Genomic DNA, 16,287 nt, shown 5'->3' on the forward strand with positions numbered 1-16,287 from the left:
TTCGTTCGGGCGTCATTTCGTCCGTCGCTTGCCGGACAAGCGCGCCCATGCCTGGTTACCAGCATGATTCCATACGCTCGGCAAAGCCTTGATCAGGCGGACATCGACGCCGTGGTCGGTGTATTGCAGTCTGACTGGCTGACCCAGGGACCGACCATCGAGCGCTTTGAGCGAGCGATGGCCGAACGCTGCGAGGCAGACTTTGCCGTGGCGGTGTGCAATGCCACGGCGGCCCTGCACATCGCTTGCCTGGCGGCGGGGCTCGGCCCGGGCGACTGGCTGTGGACGACGCCGAACACCTTTCTCGCCTCGGCAAACTGTGGTCGCTATTGCGGTGCCGAGGTGGATTTTGTCGATATCGACCCGCTGACCTGGAACCTCGACGCCGCTGCGTTGGCCGTCAAGCTGGAGCGCGCCGAGCGTGAAGGCAGGCTGCCGAAAGTGCTCGTGGCCGTGGCGTTCTCGGGGCAGAGCTGCGACATGCGCAGGATTGCCATGCTGGCCAGGCGATACGGTATTACCGTGATCGAAGACGCGGCCCATGCCGCCGGTGCGTCCTACGCCGGGCGCCCGGTGGGTTGCGGCGAGTTTGCCGCGATGACCGTGTTCAGTTTTCATCCGGTGAAGATCATCACCAGTGCCGAGGGTGGCATGGTGATGACCAACAGCCCGGAGCTCGCCGAGCGTTTGCAGCGCTTGCGCAGCCACGGCATGACCCGGGATCCGCAGCAGATGACCGGATCCAGCCACGGCCCCTGGTACTATGAGCAGGTGGAGCTGGGTTTCAATTACCGCATCACCGACCTGCAAGCGGCCCTTGGTTTGTCGCAGTTGAACAAACTGGATGAGTTCATCGAGCGTCGGCGTGAACTGGCGGCGCGTTATGAGCGCTTGCTGGCGTATCTGCCGCTGACCCTGCCCGGTGCGCAGCCTGAGGCCGAGTCGTCATGGCATCTGTACGTGGTGCGCCTGCAACTCGATCAGATCAGTCTCACTCATCGTGAGGTGTTCGAGGGATTGCGAGCTGCCGGGATCGGGGTGAACCTGCATTACATTCCCGTGCATTTGCAGCCTTACTATCGTGATCTCGGGTTTGCCGAAGGTGATTTTCCGCAGGCCGAACGTTACTACGCCGAAGCCATCAGCCTGCCGTTGTACCCGTTGCTCAGTGATGAGGAACAGGACTATGTGGTCGAGCAGATGCGGCAGTTGATCGAAATAATCCAGCCATTGCGGCGTGTGGGAAATGTGTGATGCGTGAACTGACCGAGCAGGAAACTTTCTGGCAGGGCGAATTCGGCAACCAGTACGTTGATCGCAATGTCGGACAGCCGCTGGTGGCCGCGAACCTGGCGTTGTTTGCCAAGGCGTTGACGCGGGTCGGGCGTATCGACAGCCTGGTGGAACTGGGCACCAATGCCGGCAACAACCTGCAGGCACTGCGTCAGCTGTTGCCCCGTTGCGAGTTGTTCGGCGTGGAAATCAATGCCAGTGCCTGTGCCGCTGCCCAGGCGTTGGGTATTGCACACATCTGGCAGGGTTCGCTGTTCGATTTTCCTCGCGAGCGCACCTTCGACCTGACGCTGAGCAAAGGCGTGCTGATTCATCTGGCACCGGAGTTGTTGCCGGCCGCTTACGCGCAACTGTATGAGCTGAGCCAGCGCTACATACTGATCGCCGAGTACTACAACCCGGCGCCGGTCGAGGTCCCGTATCGCGGCAACAGCGGCAAGTTGTTCAAACGCGACTTCGCCGGTGAAATGCTTGATCGATATGACGACCTGCAACTGCTCGATTACGGTTTTGGCTACCACCGCGATCCGCAATTCCCGGTGGATGACATCACCTGGTTTGTCCTGGAAAAACGCCGTTGAACAACGTCGCCATCATCCCGGCCCGGGGTGGCAGCAAACGCATACCCCGCAAGAACCTCAAGCCGTTCGCCGGTGTGCCGATGATTGCCCGCTCGATTCAGGTCGCCCTCGAGTCCGGGCTGTTTTCCCGGGTGGTGGTCAGTACCGACGACGAGGAAATCGCCGGGCTGGCGCGGGAGTGCGGTGCTCAGGTGCCCTTCATGCGCCCGGCGGCACTGGCCGACGACTTCACGGGTACCGCAGCGGTGATCGCCCATGCCCTGCAAGCCTTGCGCGAACAAGGCGACGAGTTTGCCCGCGCCTGCTGCATTTACGCGACCGCGCCGTTGTTGCAATCGCGATTTCTTGTCCAGGGGTTGAGCCTGCTGGAGCAGCATCCCGACAAGTCTTTCGCATTCTCGGTGTGCGACTTTGGTTTCCCGGTTCAGCGAGCCCTGACCCTTGATGATCAGGGCGCATTGACGGCACTGTATCCGCAGTATCGTGATACCCGCTCCCAGGATCTGTCGATCGCCTATCAGGACGCCGGGCAGTTCTACTGGGGCCGCAGCGATGCCTGGTTGCGTGGCGAGGTGCTTTATTCTCCGTACAGCCTGCCGGTCATCCTGCCACGTCATCTGGTGCAGGACATCGACACACCGCAGGACTGGAAACGCGCGGAGTACCTGTATGCCGCGCTGAAAGCCGGAGGTGAACTGCAATGAGAGTACTGATTCGCTCTGACGCTTCGCCAACCATCGGCAGCGGCCACATCGCGCGCTGCCTGTGCCTGGCCCGCGTATTGCGCCGGCAGGGCAGTCATGTGGCGTTCGCCTGTCGCCTGTTACCGGGACATCGACTGCAGGCATTGCGGGCCGAAGGTTTCGAAACCTTCGAACTGCCCGAACGCTACAGTGATGAAGACCCGCAGCAAGCCATCGAATCCATGTTGCCATGGCAGGCAGACATTGCCGCGCTCGGGCCGTTGCTGGAACACCAGCCGGCGTTTGACTGGATCATTGTCGACCACTACGGCCTCGATCATCACTGGCAGACGGCCGCGCGGCGCTGGGCGCCACGGATCGCCGTGGTGGATGACCTCGCCACGCGGACCTACAGCGCCGATTTGCTGCTGAACCAGAATCTTTCGGGGACTCCAGAGGCTTATGCGTCGTTGCTGGCGCCAGGCTGCCGGACATTGTTCGGCCCCCGGTTTGCCATGTTGCGCGACGAGTTCCATTGCCCGGCCATCGAAATCAAGCCCCGGGCCCGGCGCGTGCTGGTGAATTTCGGCGGGTTCGACGCTGCCATGCAGACCCATCATGCAATGCTGGCGCTGGCGGACTTTGCTGAACTGGAAGTCGATTTTGTCGCCGGTGCGGGTAATCCGGCCTGGGCACAGATGCAGGCGTTGGCGGCGAGTCGGCCGCACTGGCGCCTGCACAGTTTTGTCAGCGACTTTTATCGATTGATGACCGAAGCCGACCTGTTTGTCGGGGCGGGTGGCGGCACCAGTTGGGAGCGGGCGGCCATGGGGCTGCCGACGATTTGCATTGCCGTGTCGAACAACCAGCAGGCCAATGGCGAGGTAATGGCGGCGGCGGGCGCCCATGTGTTCATGGGGGCTCGCGAGCACGTCAGTGTCGAGCAACTGCGCCTGGCCATCGGCTTTGTCGCGGGTAACCAGGGTTTGCGCCAGAGCCTGGCACAGCGGTCGCGACAGCTTGTCGATGGCCGGGGTGCGCAGCGGGTGGCGGCGGCGCTGGCCGGCGCGGTGCTGAAGATGCGCCCGGCGACCCTGGAGGATGCGCAGTTGTTGTTCGACGGGCGCAACACCCTGGCGGTGCGCCGCTGGTCGCTGGAGACCGGCGTGATCGAATGGCCTGCGCATCAGAACTGGCTTATCGCGAGCCTGAGCAATCCCCGGCGGCTGTTGTTGATTGCCGAGGCTGATGACGGTCCGGTCGGTGTGTTGCGTTATGACGTGCGCGGCTTTAGCGCCGAAGTGTCGATTTATCTGTTCGAAGGCCGGTTCGGCCTGGGCTGGGGCAGGGCGCTGCTGGCCCGTGGAGAAGCCTTCGTGATGGCCCGTTGGCCAGAACTGGAGTCGCTCACCGCCCAGGTGTTGCCCGCTAACCAGCCGTCGCTGAACGTCTTTCGCGAAGCCGGTTTTACCCAGAATGCCTGCGCGTTCACGCGCGTATTGAAGGATCACGCAGATGACTAGCTTCAAGATCGGCGAGCGCCTGATCGGTGCCGATGCGCCGCCATTCATCATTGCCGAGATGAGCGGCAACCATAACCAGTCCCTGGACATGGCGCTGCAAATCGTCGAGGCCGCGGCCAGGGCCGGTGCCCATGCGCTGAAGCTGCAGACGTACACCGCGGACACCATGACCCTGGACCTGGCCGAAGGCGAGTTCTTCATCAAGGACCCCAAAAGCCCGTGGGCCGGTACTTCGCTGTACGCCTTGTATGAAAAGGCCCACACGCCCTGGGAATGGCACGCACCGATTTTCGCTCGCGCCAGGGAATTGGGCCTGCTGGCATTCTCCACGCCCTTCGATGAGAGCGCCGTGGATTTCCTCGAAAGCCACGACGTGCCTGCCTACAAGATCGCCAGTTTCGAAAACACCGACCTGCCGCTGATACGCCGGGTCGCCGCGACGGGCAAGCCGCTGATCATTTCCACCGGCATGGCCAGCATCGCCGAACTCGATGAAACCGTGCGCGCCGCCCGCGAGGCCGGGTGCAAGGACCTGGTGCTGCTCAAATGCACCAGCACCTATCCGGCATCACCGGCGAACAGCAACCTGAGGACGATTCCTCATCTGCGCGAGTTGTTTGATTGCCAGGTGGGGCTGTCCGATCACTCCATGGGCGTCGGTGTGTCCGTGGCGGCGGTGGCACTGGGGGCAACGGTGATGGAAAAGCATTTCACCCTCGACCGTGCGGCCGGTGGTGTCGACGCCAGTTTCTCGCTGGAGCCCTCTGAACTGGCCAGCCTGGTGATTGAAACCGAACGCGCCTGGCAAGCCATGGGGCAAGTGCATTACGGCGTCACCGAGGCCGAACGGCAATCCCTGGTGTACCGTCGGTCGCTGTATGTCGCCCAGGACATGGAGGCCGGAGAGCCCTTCGATGCGACGAATCTGAGAACCATCCGTCCGGGACTCGGGCTGGCGCCCAAGCATGCGCAAAGCCTCCTGGGACGCCGTGCCCGTCAGGCCATCAAGCGTGGAACAGCGCTGGACTGGTCGTTGGTCGAATAACCCCAAGCGGCGCTGATTCGGCAAAATGCGTGACCTGCGAGTCATAACGGGCATCTTCACTGTATTGTATTGACCGGGAAGATGGCGCCTGACCCTTTATCGGGTTCAGTGATAGTCCTTGACGCTTCCCTGCCGTCGCCCTGGGGTGACGGTAATCCAGGTTTGTCGGCGCCCCTCGATTGCTTGCGAGTGGTGGTATTGGGCTGTTTATTATTGGGAAGCCGTAATGATTGGCATAAAAAGCATTGCGAGCTACGTTCCTGTAGCCGGCGTGGACAATTACGCACAAGGTGCAAAATTCGAGAAGGATGAAGAATTCATCCTGGGCAAGATCGGTTCGGCTTTCCTGCCGCGCAAAGGCGTTGATCAGGAAACCTCCGATCTGTGCGTTGAAGCGGCCAATGCGCTGTTTGCCAGCAACCCTGATCTGAAGCGTGAATCCATCGATGCGTTGATTGTCGTCACCCAGAACGGTGACGAAGAAGGCCTGCCACATACCGCAGCCATCGTGCAGGACAAACTCGGCCTGCCGACCAGCGTCGCCGCGTTCGATATTTCCCTGGGCTGCTCCGGTTACGTCTACGGCATCTATGCGATCAAGGGCTTCATGGAGGCCGCTGGCCTGAAGAACGGCCTGCTGATCACTGCCGACCCGTATTCGAAGATCGTCGACCCGGAAGACCGTAACACCACCATGCTGTTCGGCGATGCCGCCACTGCGACCTGGATGGGTGAAAATCCGACCTGGGCACTGGGCAAGGCCAAGTTCGGCACCGATGGTTCCGGCGCTCCGCATTTGAAAGTCACTGACGGCGTGTTCTTCATGAACGGCCGCCAGGTCTTCAACTTCGCGCTGCTCAAGGTGCCGGCACATTTGCATGAGTTGCTGGGCGAGTCGCAACTGAGTGCTGACGACATCGATGCGTTCTGCATTCACCAGGGCAGCGCGGCGATTGTCGATGCGGTCGCGCGGCGCTTCGAAGAATGCCCGCAGAAGTTCATCAAGGACATGGTCGAGACCGGTAACACGGTGTCGTCGAGCATCCCATTGCTGCTGGAAAAGCATATTCTCGATTCCGAATGGAGGCGCGTTGCGCTCAGCGGTTTCGGAGTGGGGCTGTCATGGGGTTCGGCGATCATCTATCGCCCTTGAGTGAAAGTCTTTTAATAAAAAAGGCCGGTACAAAAAAGCGCTCAAGGGTTAACCTTGAGCGCTTTTTTGCTTGTAAGGAATGCGAGGTAGCATGAGCGAATGCTTTGAAGACAATGCTCAGGTTATCCAGCGGCGCTGGCCGTCGCTGTATGCGCGATTGGAAATGGAAGACCACCTGGCCATCGAGGTCGAACTGATCGAAGGGCGGGACTCGACGTTGTGTGTGGGTGGCATCCAGCTCACCAGCCGCCATGATCGCTTGGGTGAGGCCCGTTTGCAGGCCGCCAGCCTGGCGCCAGACAAGCCAATACTGCACGTTTACGGCACCGGTTTCGGCGATTTGCCTTCGGTCTTGCTGGAGCGCGCGGGGCTTGAAAAGCTCTATGTCCATATTCTCAACGGCGCGCTTTTCGCACTGGTGTTGCAACTGATCGATCAACGCCAATGGCTGAGCGATCCGCGCGTGCAACTGCTGTATGCCGGCGATCTGTCGGACATCTGCACCCCGTTTTTTGCGTTGCCGGCGGAAATGCTGCTGGCGGATGACTTCAGTGCGAAGATTCGTGATCGCCTGGTCAGCGAAGTGCACCTGAGTTTCAACAATCGGGAATTCGACCCGCAATCTCCCGTGATTCAGCAACGCTTGCAGGACACCCTCGAAGTGCTGCTTGCCGATGATGATGTGGCACAGCTGTTTGGCACTTGTGCCGGGCGTGAAATCTATGTGATCGGCACAGGGCCCAGCCTTGAAGGCAACTTCGAGCGCCTGGCGGCCGTGCGCAATCAAACGCCACGTCCCCTGTTCATCAGTGTGGATACCGCCTACAGGCCCCTTCGCGAGCACGGAATCAAACCTGACCTGGTGGTGAGCATCGATCAGCGCATCAGTGCGCTGCACTTGCCGGGCGAAGACTCCGAAGGCATTCCGCTGGTGTACTTGCCTTTGAGCGATCCACACATGCTGAAGGCCTGGAACGGCAAACGCTATGGCGGTTATTCCGCCAGCCCGATCTATGCCGCACTACGTGAGCAACACCCACGTGCGCAGCTCTACGTCAGCGGCAGCGTGATCCATCCGGCAGTTGATCTGGCAGTGAAGATGGGCGCGCAGCGCATCACGCTTTTCGGTGCGGATTTTTCCTTCCCGATGAACAGGACCCATACCGGTTGGAATGATGGTGACCTGGGTCCGCCAGTGAACCAGGCCCGTCACTGGGTGCACGATGGACATGGACAGAAGGTCAAGACGCAATTGAATTTCCGCAGTTACCTGTGCGAGCTCGAACGTTACATTGCCAGGCATCCCGAGGTGCAGTTCTTCAATAGCAGTCGGGCTGGGGCAATGATTGCCGGTACGCAATTCAATCAGGATTTCGTGCAATGAAGCCTCAAGTGAAAGGCATCCAAGAGTACCGGCAGTGCGCAGGACTGTTTCGCCTGGGGCGTGATGTCGAGGCGGCTTTGAACATGGTTGATCTGTTCGATGAGGCGCAGCGGCTGTTTGCACAGGCACCTCAGGATGTTCAGCAGGCCTGGGCCTTGATGCTCAGGCAAATGCTGGCCTGCCAGGAGCGCCAGGATTGGCTGGGGCTTGCCGATTTCATGGAATATGAGTTGATCGAATTGCTCGAAAACATGCCGGCCTGAGGGGCAGCAACAGCTTTGGCACGGGCGTTTGTGGGTTGGACAGTTTCATGGCGTCATTTTTTTGCGGTTGAGGGGCGCTAAGCCCTTGTTTTCTCGGGGGTGGCAGGGTGATGGCATTTTTTTTCAAAAAAGCCCTCAAGCAACCTGCCAACCCGACGATAACTATTACGAAGGTTCTCTAGGCCATACCCGGCGGTTGCCAGGGCCGGAAGCCGCAGTACCCAACCAACGAGGAATTCGTCATGGCTTTAACTGTAAACACCAACACCACGTCGCTGGGCGTTCAGAAAAACCTGAACCGTGCTACCGATGCACTTTCGACCTCGATGCAGCGCCTGTCTTCCGGCCTGAAAATCAACAGCGCCAAGGACGACGCCGCCGGCCTGCAGATCGCAACCCGCATGGCTGCACAGATCCGTGGTGGTACCCAGGCAATCCAGAACGCCAACGACGGTATCTCCGTTGCCCAGACCGCTGAAGGCGCGCTGCAAGCTTCGACCGACATTCTGCAGCGTATGCGTGAACTGGCTGTTAAAGCACGTAACGGTACCAACAGCACCGCTGACCAGACCGCTACCAACTCCGAATTCGCTCAGATGTCTGACGAAATCACTCGTATCTCCGCTTCCACCAACCTGAACGGCAAAAACCTGCTGGACGGTACGGCTGGTACCATGCAACTGCAAGTTGGCGCCAACACTGGCTCGGCCAACCGCATCGACCTGGTGCTGAGCTCCAAGTTCGACGCCGTTTCCCTGTCCGTAGGCAGCGGTACTGTTGTTCTGACCGGTGCGACTTCCGCTACCCTGTCTGCCAACATCGACAACGCGATCACCGCGATCGACGCTGCTCTGGCATCGATCAACGCCACCCGCGCAAACCTGGGTGCTTCGCAGAACCGTCTGACCAGCACCATCTCCAACCTGCAGAACATCGTGGAAAACACCACTGCTGCACAAGGCCGTGTACAAGACACCGACTTCGCCGCAGAAACCGCGAACCTGACCAAGCAGCAAACCCTGCAACAGGCTTCCACCTCGGTTCTGGCCCAGGCCAACCAACTGCCTTCCGCTGTACTGAAGCTGCTTCAGTAATTTCGGAATGAGTTTGAGCGGGGGAGTGTGCTTGTCACGCTCTCTCGCTTTTTACGTTAAGAGGTGATGGGCATGGAGATGAGCGTAAAGCTTGGCGTGTCTTATCCGGCTCCCCAGCCAGCGAGCAGCGTCTCGGATAAAGCACCGGAAAAGCCTGAAGCCGTCAGCGTGACTCCAGTGGCGGACAAGAAGCTGGATGCGGATGACACTCACCTGAAGCAGGCGGTGCAGCAGATCGAAAAGTTTGTGCAGTCGATCAAGCGCAATCTGGAGTTCTCGATAGACGAGCAATCCGGAAAGGTCGTCGTCAAGGTGATTGCAAGCGAAACGGGTGAGGTCGTGCGACAGATCCCTTCCGCAGAGGCCCTCAAGCTGGCGGAAAGCCTGAGCAATGCGAGCCACGTATTGTTCGACGCTAAAGTTTGATAGCTGGCATGAATAGTGTCTGTAAGTTCTTGGGCGCAGGTATTGGCCAAAAGAGTGGCAGCAACCTGAAGGGAGACGCAAAATGGCAAGTCCAATTTTACCGGGTTCGGGCTTAGGCTCTGGCCTGAATATCGGTGATATCGTCACTGCGCTGGTCAACGCCGACAAATCTGCCAAGCAGACGCAGATCGATACCCAGACCAAAACCAACACGCTGAAGATTTCCGGTGTCGGTTCCTTGAAAAGCGCACTGACGGCCTTTCAGACGGCGCTGACCAATCTCGGTAGCAAGACCAATCCTGCGTTTGCGGGCTTTACCGCCACTTCGGGTACCCCGTCGATTCTGGGTGTAACTTCCGACAACACCGCAGTTGCCGGTACCTACAGCGTTGTTGTGAATAACCTGGCCACCAGCTCGAAAGTAGCCAGTGCTTCTTTTGCCGGCGGTGCCGCCAGTGCCATTCCGAGTGGTACTCTGAAAATCAGTCAGAATGGCACTGATTACGATGTCACGATTCCAGCCAGTGCGACCCTGCAGAGCACCCGGGATGCCATCAACTCTGCGCAGGCGAGCAATGGTATTTCTGCCAACATCGTGACCGACAGCAGCGGTGCGTCGCGACTGGTGATCAGTTCCAGCAAGACCGGCGCGGGTTCCGACCTTGTGGTCAGCGGTATCGCCGGCCTTGCAATCGACGGTACCCAACCGATGGGCGCCAACCCTTCGGCTGCAAGTTCCGGTGCTGTCAACGGAGTTGCGGTGGATGCATCGCTGACCATCGATGGTCTGGCAGTGACCAGCAAGAGTAATACGGTTACCGGCGCAGTCAGTGGCCTGACCCTGAACCTGGCGTCCGCGAGCACGGGTACACCGCCGGCTGCTGCGACCGTCACCGTTGCGACCAACACCACCGGTTTGCAAACATCGATCCAGTCGTTCGTCGATTCCTACAACACCCTGATGAACACCATCAACTCCCTGTCCAAGGCGACAGAGGGTGCCGATGGCAAGCTGACGGTTCAGGCGGCGTTTACCGGTGACTCGATGCCGCGCTCACTGATTTCCGATATTCGCAGTGTACTGACGGCTCCTGGTGCGGGCGGTCCTTTGGCGGTGCTGTCGCAGATCGGCGTGATGACAAACGAGAAAACCGGCAACCTGGCATTCGACACGACGGCGTTCAACAAGACGATGTCCACCGGCGGTATGAGTGGCCAGGTGCAGCAGTTGTTCAGCGGAACCAACGCGACCAACGGCCTGCTGGCGCGCATGGGCACTGCAATCAAGCCTTATGTGCAGGCTGGTGGCTTGCTCGACCAGCGCAATAGCAGCCTGCAGAGCGTGAGCAAGAACCTTTCAAACCAACAGTCTGCGCTGGACTTGCGTGTCGCGAACATGACCAAGACGCTGACCGCCAAATACAACGCAATGGACCTTTTGGTCGGGCAAATGAAAGCGACGGCGACTAACATCACCTCGTTCTTCACGTCCTTGAACGCCCAGAAGTCCAACAGCTAGTCATGAGCTGACGACAAAAACCCGGCTACGCATTTTAGCGTGTGCCGGGTTTTTGTCTTTTGCTCTAAAGTTTTCCGGTACGCGGACGATACACTGCTCATACGAGTCATTGTGGTAATGAGGTAGAACATGAATCCAATGTTAGCCCTTCGGCAGTATCAGAAAGTGGGCGCGCACGCCCAGACGTCCGAAGCGAGTCCGCATCGTTTGGTGCAAATGCTCATGGAAGGTGGCCTGGACCGTATCGCTCAGGCCAAAGGCGCCCTGGAACGCAAGGACATTCCCGGCAAGTGTGTGTCGATCAGCAAGGCGATTGGCATCATCGGTGGCTTGCGTGAAGGCCTGGATCTTGAAAATTGCGCCGATGCCGTGGGCGAGCTCGACAGTCTTTACATCTATATGATGAAGCGCCTGGCCGAGGCGAACATCAGCAGCGACCTGAAGATTCTCGATGAGGTCGCGGGGTTGCTTCGCACGGTGAAAGAAGGCTGGGACGGCATTGCTGAGCCAGGTCCGCAGTTCTAGGGAGATCGCCATGAGTCTTGTATTGCAGCGAATAGAACAAACCCGTGAAGCGCTGGTCGGTGCCTTGGCCGAGCGCGACTGGGAGGCTATCGGTCAATTGGACCTGGATTGCCGTTCGTGCATGGAAGACGTCTTGAGCGAGGCTTCGCTGGACGAAGAAGTTCTGCGCAGCAATCTTGAGGAGTTGCTGTATGTCTACAAGCAACTGCTTGAGGTGGCGATGGGGGAGAGGCAGGCGATAGTCGATGAAATGTCTCAGATCCAGCAAGCGCGGAACGCGGCAAAGGTTTACCATCTGTTTGGTTAATTAACCCCAAGTTAATCCAGACATGTGCGCCATAAATTTGACTGTGCACGTTTTTTTGACTTAACTAGTGGCTGGTTCCAGATTTCAGTCGTCTTCAGGCACAACGTGTCTGCAAGCGTCTAGCTTGCCCCAGCATTTTGGGCATTGAGTTGACTAGGGAAGTTGCTATTGCATGTGGCGTGAAACCAAAATTCTGCTGATCGATGACGATAGCGTCCGCCGCCGCGACTTGGCGGTGATCTTGAATTTTCTCGGCGAAGAAAATTTACCCTGCGGTAGCCATGACTGGCAGCAGGCTGTCGGCTCATTGTCGTCAAGTCGTGAAGTAATCTGTGTCCTCATCGGGACGGTAAATGCTCCTGGTGCACTTCTGGGCTTGCTTAAGACACTCTCGACCTGGGATGAGTTCCTTCCGGTTTTGTTAATGGGCGATAATTCTTCCATTGACCTGCCGGAAGACCAGCGTCGCCGGGTGCTTTCGATCCTCGAAATGCCGCCCAGCTACAGCAAGTTGCTCGACTCGCTGCACCGTGCCCAGGTCTATCGCGAGATGTACGACCAGGCCCGCGAGCGCGGTCGTCATCGCGAGCCCAATCTTTTCCGCAGTCTTGTCGGCACCAGCCGGGCGATTCAACACGTCCGTCAGATGATGCAGCAAGTCGCCGATACCGATGCCAGCGTGCTGATCCTCGGTGAGTCCGGCACCGGCAAGGAAGTGGTTGCACGCAACCTGCATTACCACTCCAAGCGCCGCGAAGCGCCGTTCGTGCCGGTCAACTGCGGGGCGATCCCGGCCGAGTTGCTGGAAAGCGAATTGTTCGGTCACGAGAAGGGCGCCTTCACCGGGGCGATCACCAGCCGCGCCGGTCGATTCGAGCTGGCCAATGGCGGCACCCTGTTCCTCGATGAAATCGGCGACATGCCGCTGCCGATGCAGGTCAAGCTGCTGCGCGTGTTGCAGGAGCGCACCTTCGAGCGCGTGGGCAGCAACAAGACCCAGAGCGTCGACGTGCGCATCATTGCGGCGACCCACAAGAACCTCGAAAGCATGATCGAGATCGGCACCTTCCGCGAAGACTTGTACTACCGCCTGAATGTGTTCCCGATCGAGATGGCGCCGCTGCGCGAGCGGGTCGAAGACATTCCGCTGCTGATGAACGAACTGATCTCGCGCATGGAGCACGAGAAGCGCGGTTCGATCCGCTTCAACTCGGCAGCGATCATGTCGCTGTGCCGGCATGGCTGGCCGGGCAACGTCCGTGAACTGGCCAACCTGGTGGAGCGCATGGCGATCATGCATCCGTACGGTGTGATCGGCGTGGCCGAGTTGCCGAAGAAATTCCGCTACGTCGACGATGAAGACGAGCAGATGGTCGACAGCCTGCGCAGCGATCTGGAAGAGCGCGTGGCCATCAACGGTCATACGCCGGACTTCACGGCCAACGCCATGTTGCCTCCCGAAGGCCTGGACCTGAAGGACTACCTCGGAGGTCTGGAGCAAGGGTTGATTCAGCAGGCGCTGGATGATGCCAATGGCATTGTGGCGCGCGCGGCCGAGCGGCTGCGTATTCGTCGCACCACGCTGGTGGAAAAGATGCGCAAGTACGGCATGAGCCGTCGTGATGGAGACGAACAGGCGGATGATTGACGCCTGTTTTTCAAGTCATTCATTTACAATGAGTTTTTTTTAGGCACGGGTATTGCTACGTCCCTCGCAACGTTCCGTTTCACTGACGGTCAGCCAAGCGAGAGAGCACAATGCCCCAAGCCGCCCAGATGTCTCCTGTCCCTGATGCTTCGCGGCAACCGTCGTCCGTAGAGCAGGCGAGTCGGCTGGGCCTTGAGCAGGCATTCGCGCTGTTCAATCAGATGTCCAGTCAGTTGACCGATTCCTACAGCATGCTTGAAGCCCGGGTAACCGAGCTCAAGGGTGAACTGGCGGTGGTCAGTGCTCAGCGCATGCAGGAGCTGGCGGAAAAAGAACGCCTGGCCAACCGCCTGCAAAACCTCCTTGATCTGTTACCCGGCGGTGTCATTGTCATTGACGCCCAGGGCATCGTGCGCGAAGCCAATCCGGCAGCGTGCGAGTTGCTGGGTTTGCCGCTGGAAGGTGAATTGTGGCGCCACGTCATTGCCCGCTGTTTTGCACCACGCGAAGACGATGGTCATGAAGTCTCCCTCAAGAATGGTCGACGCCTGTCGATCGCCACGCGCTCGCTGGACGCCGAGCCCGGCCAGCTGGTGTTGCTCAATGACCTGACCGAAACCCGTCACCTGCAGGATCAACTGGCCCGACATGAACGTCTGTCGTCGCTGGGGCGCATGGTCGCTTCGTTGGCTCATCAGATACGCACGCCGTTGTCCGCCGCGTTGCTGTACGCCAGCCATTTGACCGAGCAGGAGCTGCCGGTCGCTACCCAGCAGCGCTTTGCCGGGCGCCTCAAGGAGCGCCTGCACGAACTGGAGCACCAGGTGCGTGACATGCTGGTGTTCGCCCGGGGCGAGTTGCCGCTGACCGATCGCGTGACCCCTGCTCAACTGATGCAGTCGTTGCAGGCGGCCGCGCTGACCCACGTGCAGGATCTGCCGATCCGCTGGCAGTGCGACAGTCACTCGGGGGCGTTGCTGTGCAATCGCGACACGCTGGTCGGAGCGATCCTCAACCTGATCGAGAACGCCATTCAGGCCAGTGCCGGTCAATTGCGCCTCAAGATTCACCTCTACACCCGCGGCAACAACCTGCGCCTGTGCGTCAGTGACAGTGGCTCCGGTATCGATGCCGGCGTTCTGGCGCGATTGGGCGAACCCTTTTTCACTACCAAAACCACCGGCACAGGTCTTGGTCTGACCGTGGTCAAGGCAGTGGCGCGTGCTCATCAGGGAGAATTGCAGTTGCGTTCGCGGCTCGGTCGCGGCACCTGCGCGCAGGTGATCCTGCCGTTGTTCAGCAGCGCTCAAGGGGCGGAGTGACGCACATGGGGATCAAGGTTCTGCTGGTCGAGGACGACCGCGCGTTGCGCGAGGCACTGGCTGATACGCTGTTGCTCGCGGGGCACGATTACAAGGCAGTGGGTTCGGCTGAAGATGCGCTGGCTGCTGTCGGCGACGAGGCCTTCAGCCTGGTGATCAGCGACGTCAATATGCCGGGCATGGACGGCCACCAGTTGCTCGGCATGCTGCGAGTGCGGCAGCCGCAGTTGCCGGTGTTGCTGATGACGGCTCACGGTGCGGTCGAGCGTGCGGTCGACGCGATGCGCCAGGGCGCGGCGGACTACCTGGTCAAGCCATTCGAACCCAAGGCGTTGCTCGATCTGGTGGGGCGTCATGCCCTGGGCAGCCTCGGCCTTACCGAAGGTGAAGGGCCGGTAGCGTTCGAACCGGCGAGCGCGCAGTTGCTCGAGTTGGCGGCGCGGGTCGCACGCAGCGATTCCACGGTGCTGATCTCGGGTGAGTCGGGCACGGGCAAGGAAGTGCTGGCGCGTTACATCCATCAGCATTCTCATCGCGCCCGTCAGCCGTTCATTGCGATCAACTGCGCTGCGATCCCGGACAACATGCTCGAAGCGACCTTGTTCGGTCACGAGAAGGGCTCCTTCACCGGCGCCATTGCCGCGCAAGCCGGCAAGTTCGAGCAGGCCGACGGCGGCACCATTCTGCTCGATGAAATTTCTGAAATGCCCCTGGGGCTCCAGGCCAAATTGCTGCGCGTGCTGCAAGAGCGCGAGGTCGAAAGGGTTGGGGCGCGCAAACCGGTCACGCTGGATATTCGTGTGGTCGCGACCACCAATCGCGACCTGGCGGGTGAGGTAGCGGCGGGGCGCTTTCGCGAGGACCTTTATTATCGCCTGTCGGTGTTTCCTCTTGCCTGGCGTCCATTGCGCGAGCGCACCGCCGACATCCTGCCGCTGGCCGAGCGCCTGCTGGCCAGGCACGTCAATAAAATGAAGCATTCGCCTGCCAGGTTGTCGCCCGAGGCTCAGGCGTGCCTGATCGGTTATCCGTGGCCGGGTAACGTGCGCGAACTGGACAACGCGATTCAGCGTGCGCTGATTTTGCAGCAGGGTGGCTTGATCCAGCCGCAGGATTTCTGCCTGGCCGGGCCGGTGGCTTGCGCTCCATTGCCGGCGTTGGCGCAGGTGCCGGTGCGTCCGGTGGAAGTCGAGGCCGAGTCGGCCGGGGCGCTGGGAGATGACCTGCGTCGCCATGAATTCCAGATGATCATCGACACCTTGCGCGCCGAGCGCGGCCGTCGCAAAGAGGCGGCCGAGCGCCTGGGCATCAGCCCGCGAACCCTGCGTTACAAGCTGGCGCAGATGCGCGATGCCGGCATGGATGTGGAAGCCTATCTCTTTGCCACCTGATCCCTGGTTCCAATACCTGGACCTGTTCCTGTAGGAGCGAGCTCTGCTCGCGATGGACTCAAGAGCGCCGCGTTTTTCCTGCAATCCCGCGTTATCGTTAACGACCATCGCGAGCAGGGCTCGCTCCTAC

General features: G+C 59.8%; 16 protein-coding genes. All 16 read left to right on the top strand.

What is annotated here, in order from left to right; translation table 11 throughout:
* Positions 1 to 63: 63 nt before the first annotated feature.
* The 16 genes from pseC to AC06G5_RS07605 all read left to right on the top strand — a co-directional run bounded on the left by pseC (position 64) and on the right by AC06G5_RS07605 (position 16,157).
* A complete protein-coding gene (gene pseC, locus AC06G5_RS07530) occupies positions 64 to 1,254 on the top strand; it encodes a UDP-4-amino-4,6-dideoxy-N-acetyl-beta-L-altrosamine transaminase (RefSeq protein WP_413425121.1) in 1,191 nt (396 codons plus the stop codon).
* Positions 1,254 to 1,874, top strand: a complete 621-nt coding sequence (locus AC06G5_RS07535; protein WP_111280481.1) for a pseudaminic acid biosynthesis-associated methylase — start codon at positions 1,254 to 1,256, stop codon at positions 1,872 to 1,874. The genes pseC and AC06G5_RS07535 overlap by 1 nt, the downstream gene beginning before the upstream one ends.
* On the top strand, positions 1,871 to 2,578 hold the full coding sequence (gene pseF, locus AC06G5_RS07540) for a pseudaminic acid cytidylyltransferase (protein WP_413425124.1): 708 nt from the start codon (positions 1,871 to 1,873) through the stop codon (positions 2,576 to 2,578). Before AC06G5_RS07535 ends, pseF begins: the two co-directional genes overlap by 4 nt.
* Positions 2,575 to 4,080, top strand: coding sequence for a UDP-2,4-diacetamido-2,4,6-trideoxy-beta-L-altropyranose hydrolase (pseG, locus tag AC06G5_RS07545; protein ID WP_480459210.1), 1,506 nt, complete (start codon positions 2,575 to 2,577; stop codon positions 4,078 to 4,080). Before pseF ends, pseG begins: the two co-directional genes overlap by 4 nt.
* A complete protein-coding gene (gene pseI, locus AC06G5_RS07550) occupies positions 4,073 to 5,125 on the top strand; it encodes a pseudaminic acid synthase (RefSeq protein WP_480459211.1) in 1,053 nt (350 codons plus the stop codon). The genes pseG and pseI overlap by 8 nt, the downstream gene beginning before the upstream one ends.
* Positions 5,126 to 5,351: 226 nt before the next feature.
* Positions 5,352 to 6,278, top strand: coding sequence for a ketoacyl-ACP synthase III (locus tag AC06G5_RS07555; protein ID WP_413425130.1), 927 nt, complete (start codon positions 5,352 to 5,354; stop codon positions 6,276 to 6,278).
* Positions 6,279 to 6,369: 91 nt separating this feature from the next.
* Positions 6,370 to 7,662, top strand: a complete 1,293-nt coding sequence (locus AC06G5_RS07560) for a motility associated factor glycosyltransferase family protein (protein ID WP_413425132.1) — start codon at positions 6,370 to 6,372, stop codon at positions 7,660 to 7,662.
* The gene (locus AC06G5_RS07565; protein WP_413425134.1) at positions 7,659 to 7,925 is read left to right on the top strand and encodes a hypothetical protein; all 267 of its coding nucleotides are present in this window, start codon (positions 7,659 to 7,661) and stop codon (positions 7,923 to 7,925) included. Before AC06G5_RS07560 ends, AC06G5_RS07565 begins: the two co-directional genes overlap by 4 nt.
* Before the next feature lie 242 nt (positions 7,926 to 8,167).
* Positions 8,168 to 9,019, top strand: a complete 852-nt coding sequence (locus AC06G5_RS07570) for a flagellin domain-containing protein (RefSeq protein WP_111280493.1) — start codon at positions 8,168 to 8,170, stop codon at positions 9,017 to 9,019.
* A 72-nt stretch (positions 9,020 to 9,091) separates the two neighbouring features.
* The gene (locus AC06G5_RS07575) at positions 9,092 to 9,445 is read left to right on the top strand and encodes a flagellar protein FlaG (protein ID WP_413425136.1); all 354 of its coding nucleotides are present in this window, start codon (positions 9,092 to 9,094) and stop codon (positions 9,443 to 9,445) included.
* Positions 9,446 to 9,527: 82 nt separating this feature from the next.
* Entirely contained in the window at positions 9,528 to 10,964 is a 1,437-nt protein-coding gene (gene fliD, locus AC06G5_RS07580; protein ID WP_413425138.1) for a flagellar filament capping protein FliD, read from the top strand.
* 129 nt (positions 10,965 to 11,093) lie between these two features.
* A complete protein-coding gene (gene fliS, locus AC06G5_RS07585) occupies positions 11,094 to 11,489 on the top strand; it encodes a flagellar export chaperone FliS (protein WP_413425140.1) in 396 nt (131 codons plus the stop codon).
* 10 nt (positions 11,490 to 11,499) lie between these two features.
* Positions 11,500 to 11,796 carry a flagellar protein FliT gene (fliT, locus tag AC06G5_RS07590; protein WP_015096255.1) on the top strand — a complete coding sequence of 99 codons (297 nt, stop codon included), beginning with the start codon at positions 11,500 to 11,502 and terminating at the stop codon, positions 11,794 to 11,796.
* 172 nt (positions 11,797 to 11,968) lie between these two features.
* Positions 11,969 to 13,444, top strand: a complete 1,476-nt coding sequence (locus tag AC06G5_RS07595; protein ID WP_480459212.1) for a sigma-54 dependent transcriptional regulator — start codon at positions 11,969 to 11,971, stop codon at positions 13,442 to 13,444.
* Positions 13,445 to 13,572: 128 nt separating this feature from the next.
* A complete protein-coding gene (locus AC06G5_RS07600; protein WP_413425181.1) occupies positions 13,573 to 14,766 on the top strand; it encodes a sensor histidine kinase in 1,194 nt (397 codons plus the stop codon).
* 5 nt (positions 14,767 to 14,771) lie between these two features.
* Positions 14,772 to 16,157, top strand: a complete 1,386-nt coding sequence (locus AC06G5_RS07605) for a sigma-54-dependent transcriptional regulator (RefSeq protein ID WP_413425143.1) — start codon at positions 14,772 to 14,774, stop codon at positions 16,155 to 16,157.
* Positions 16,158 to 16,287 lie beyond the last annotated feature (130 nt).

The organism is Pseudomonas sp. WT-JTC (genome assembly GCF_056711565.1).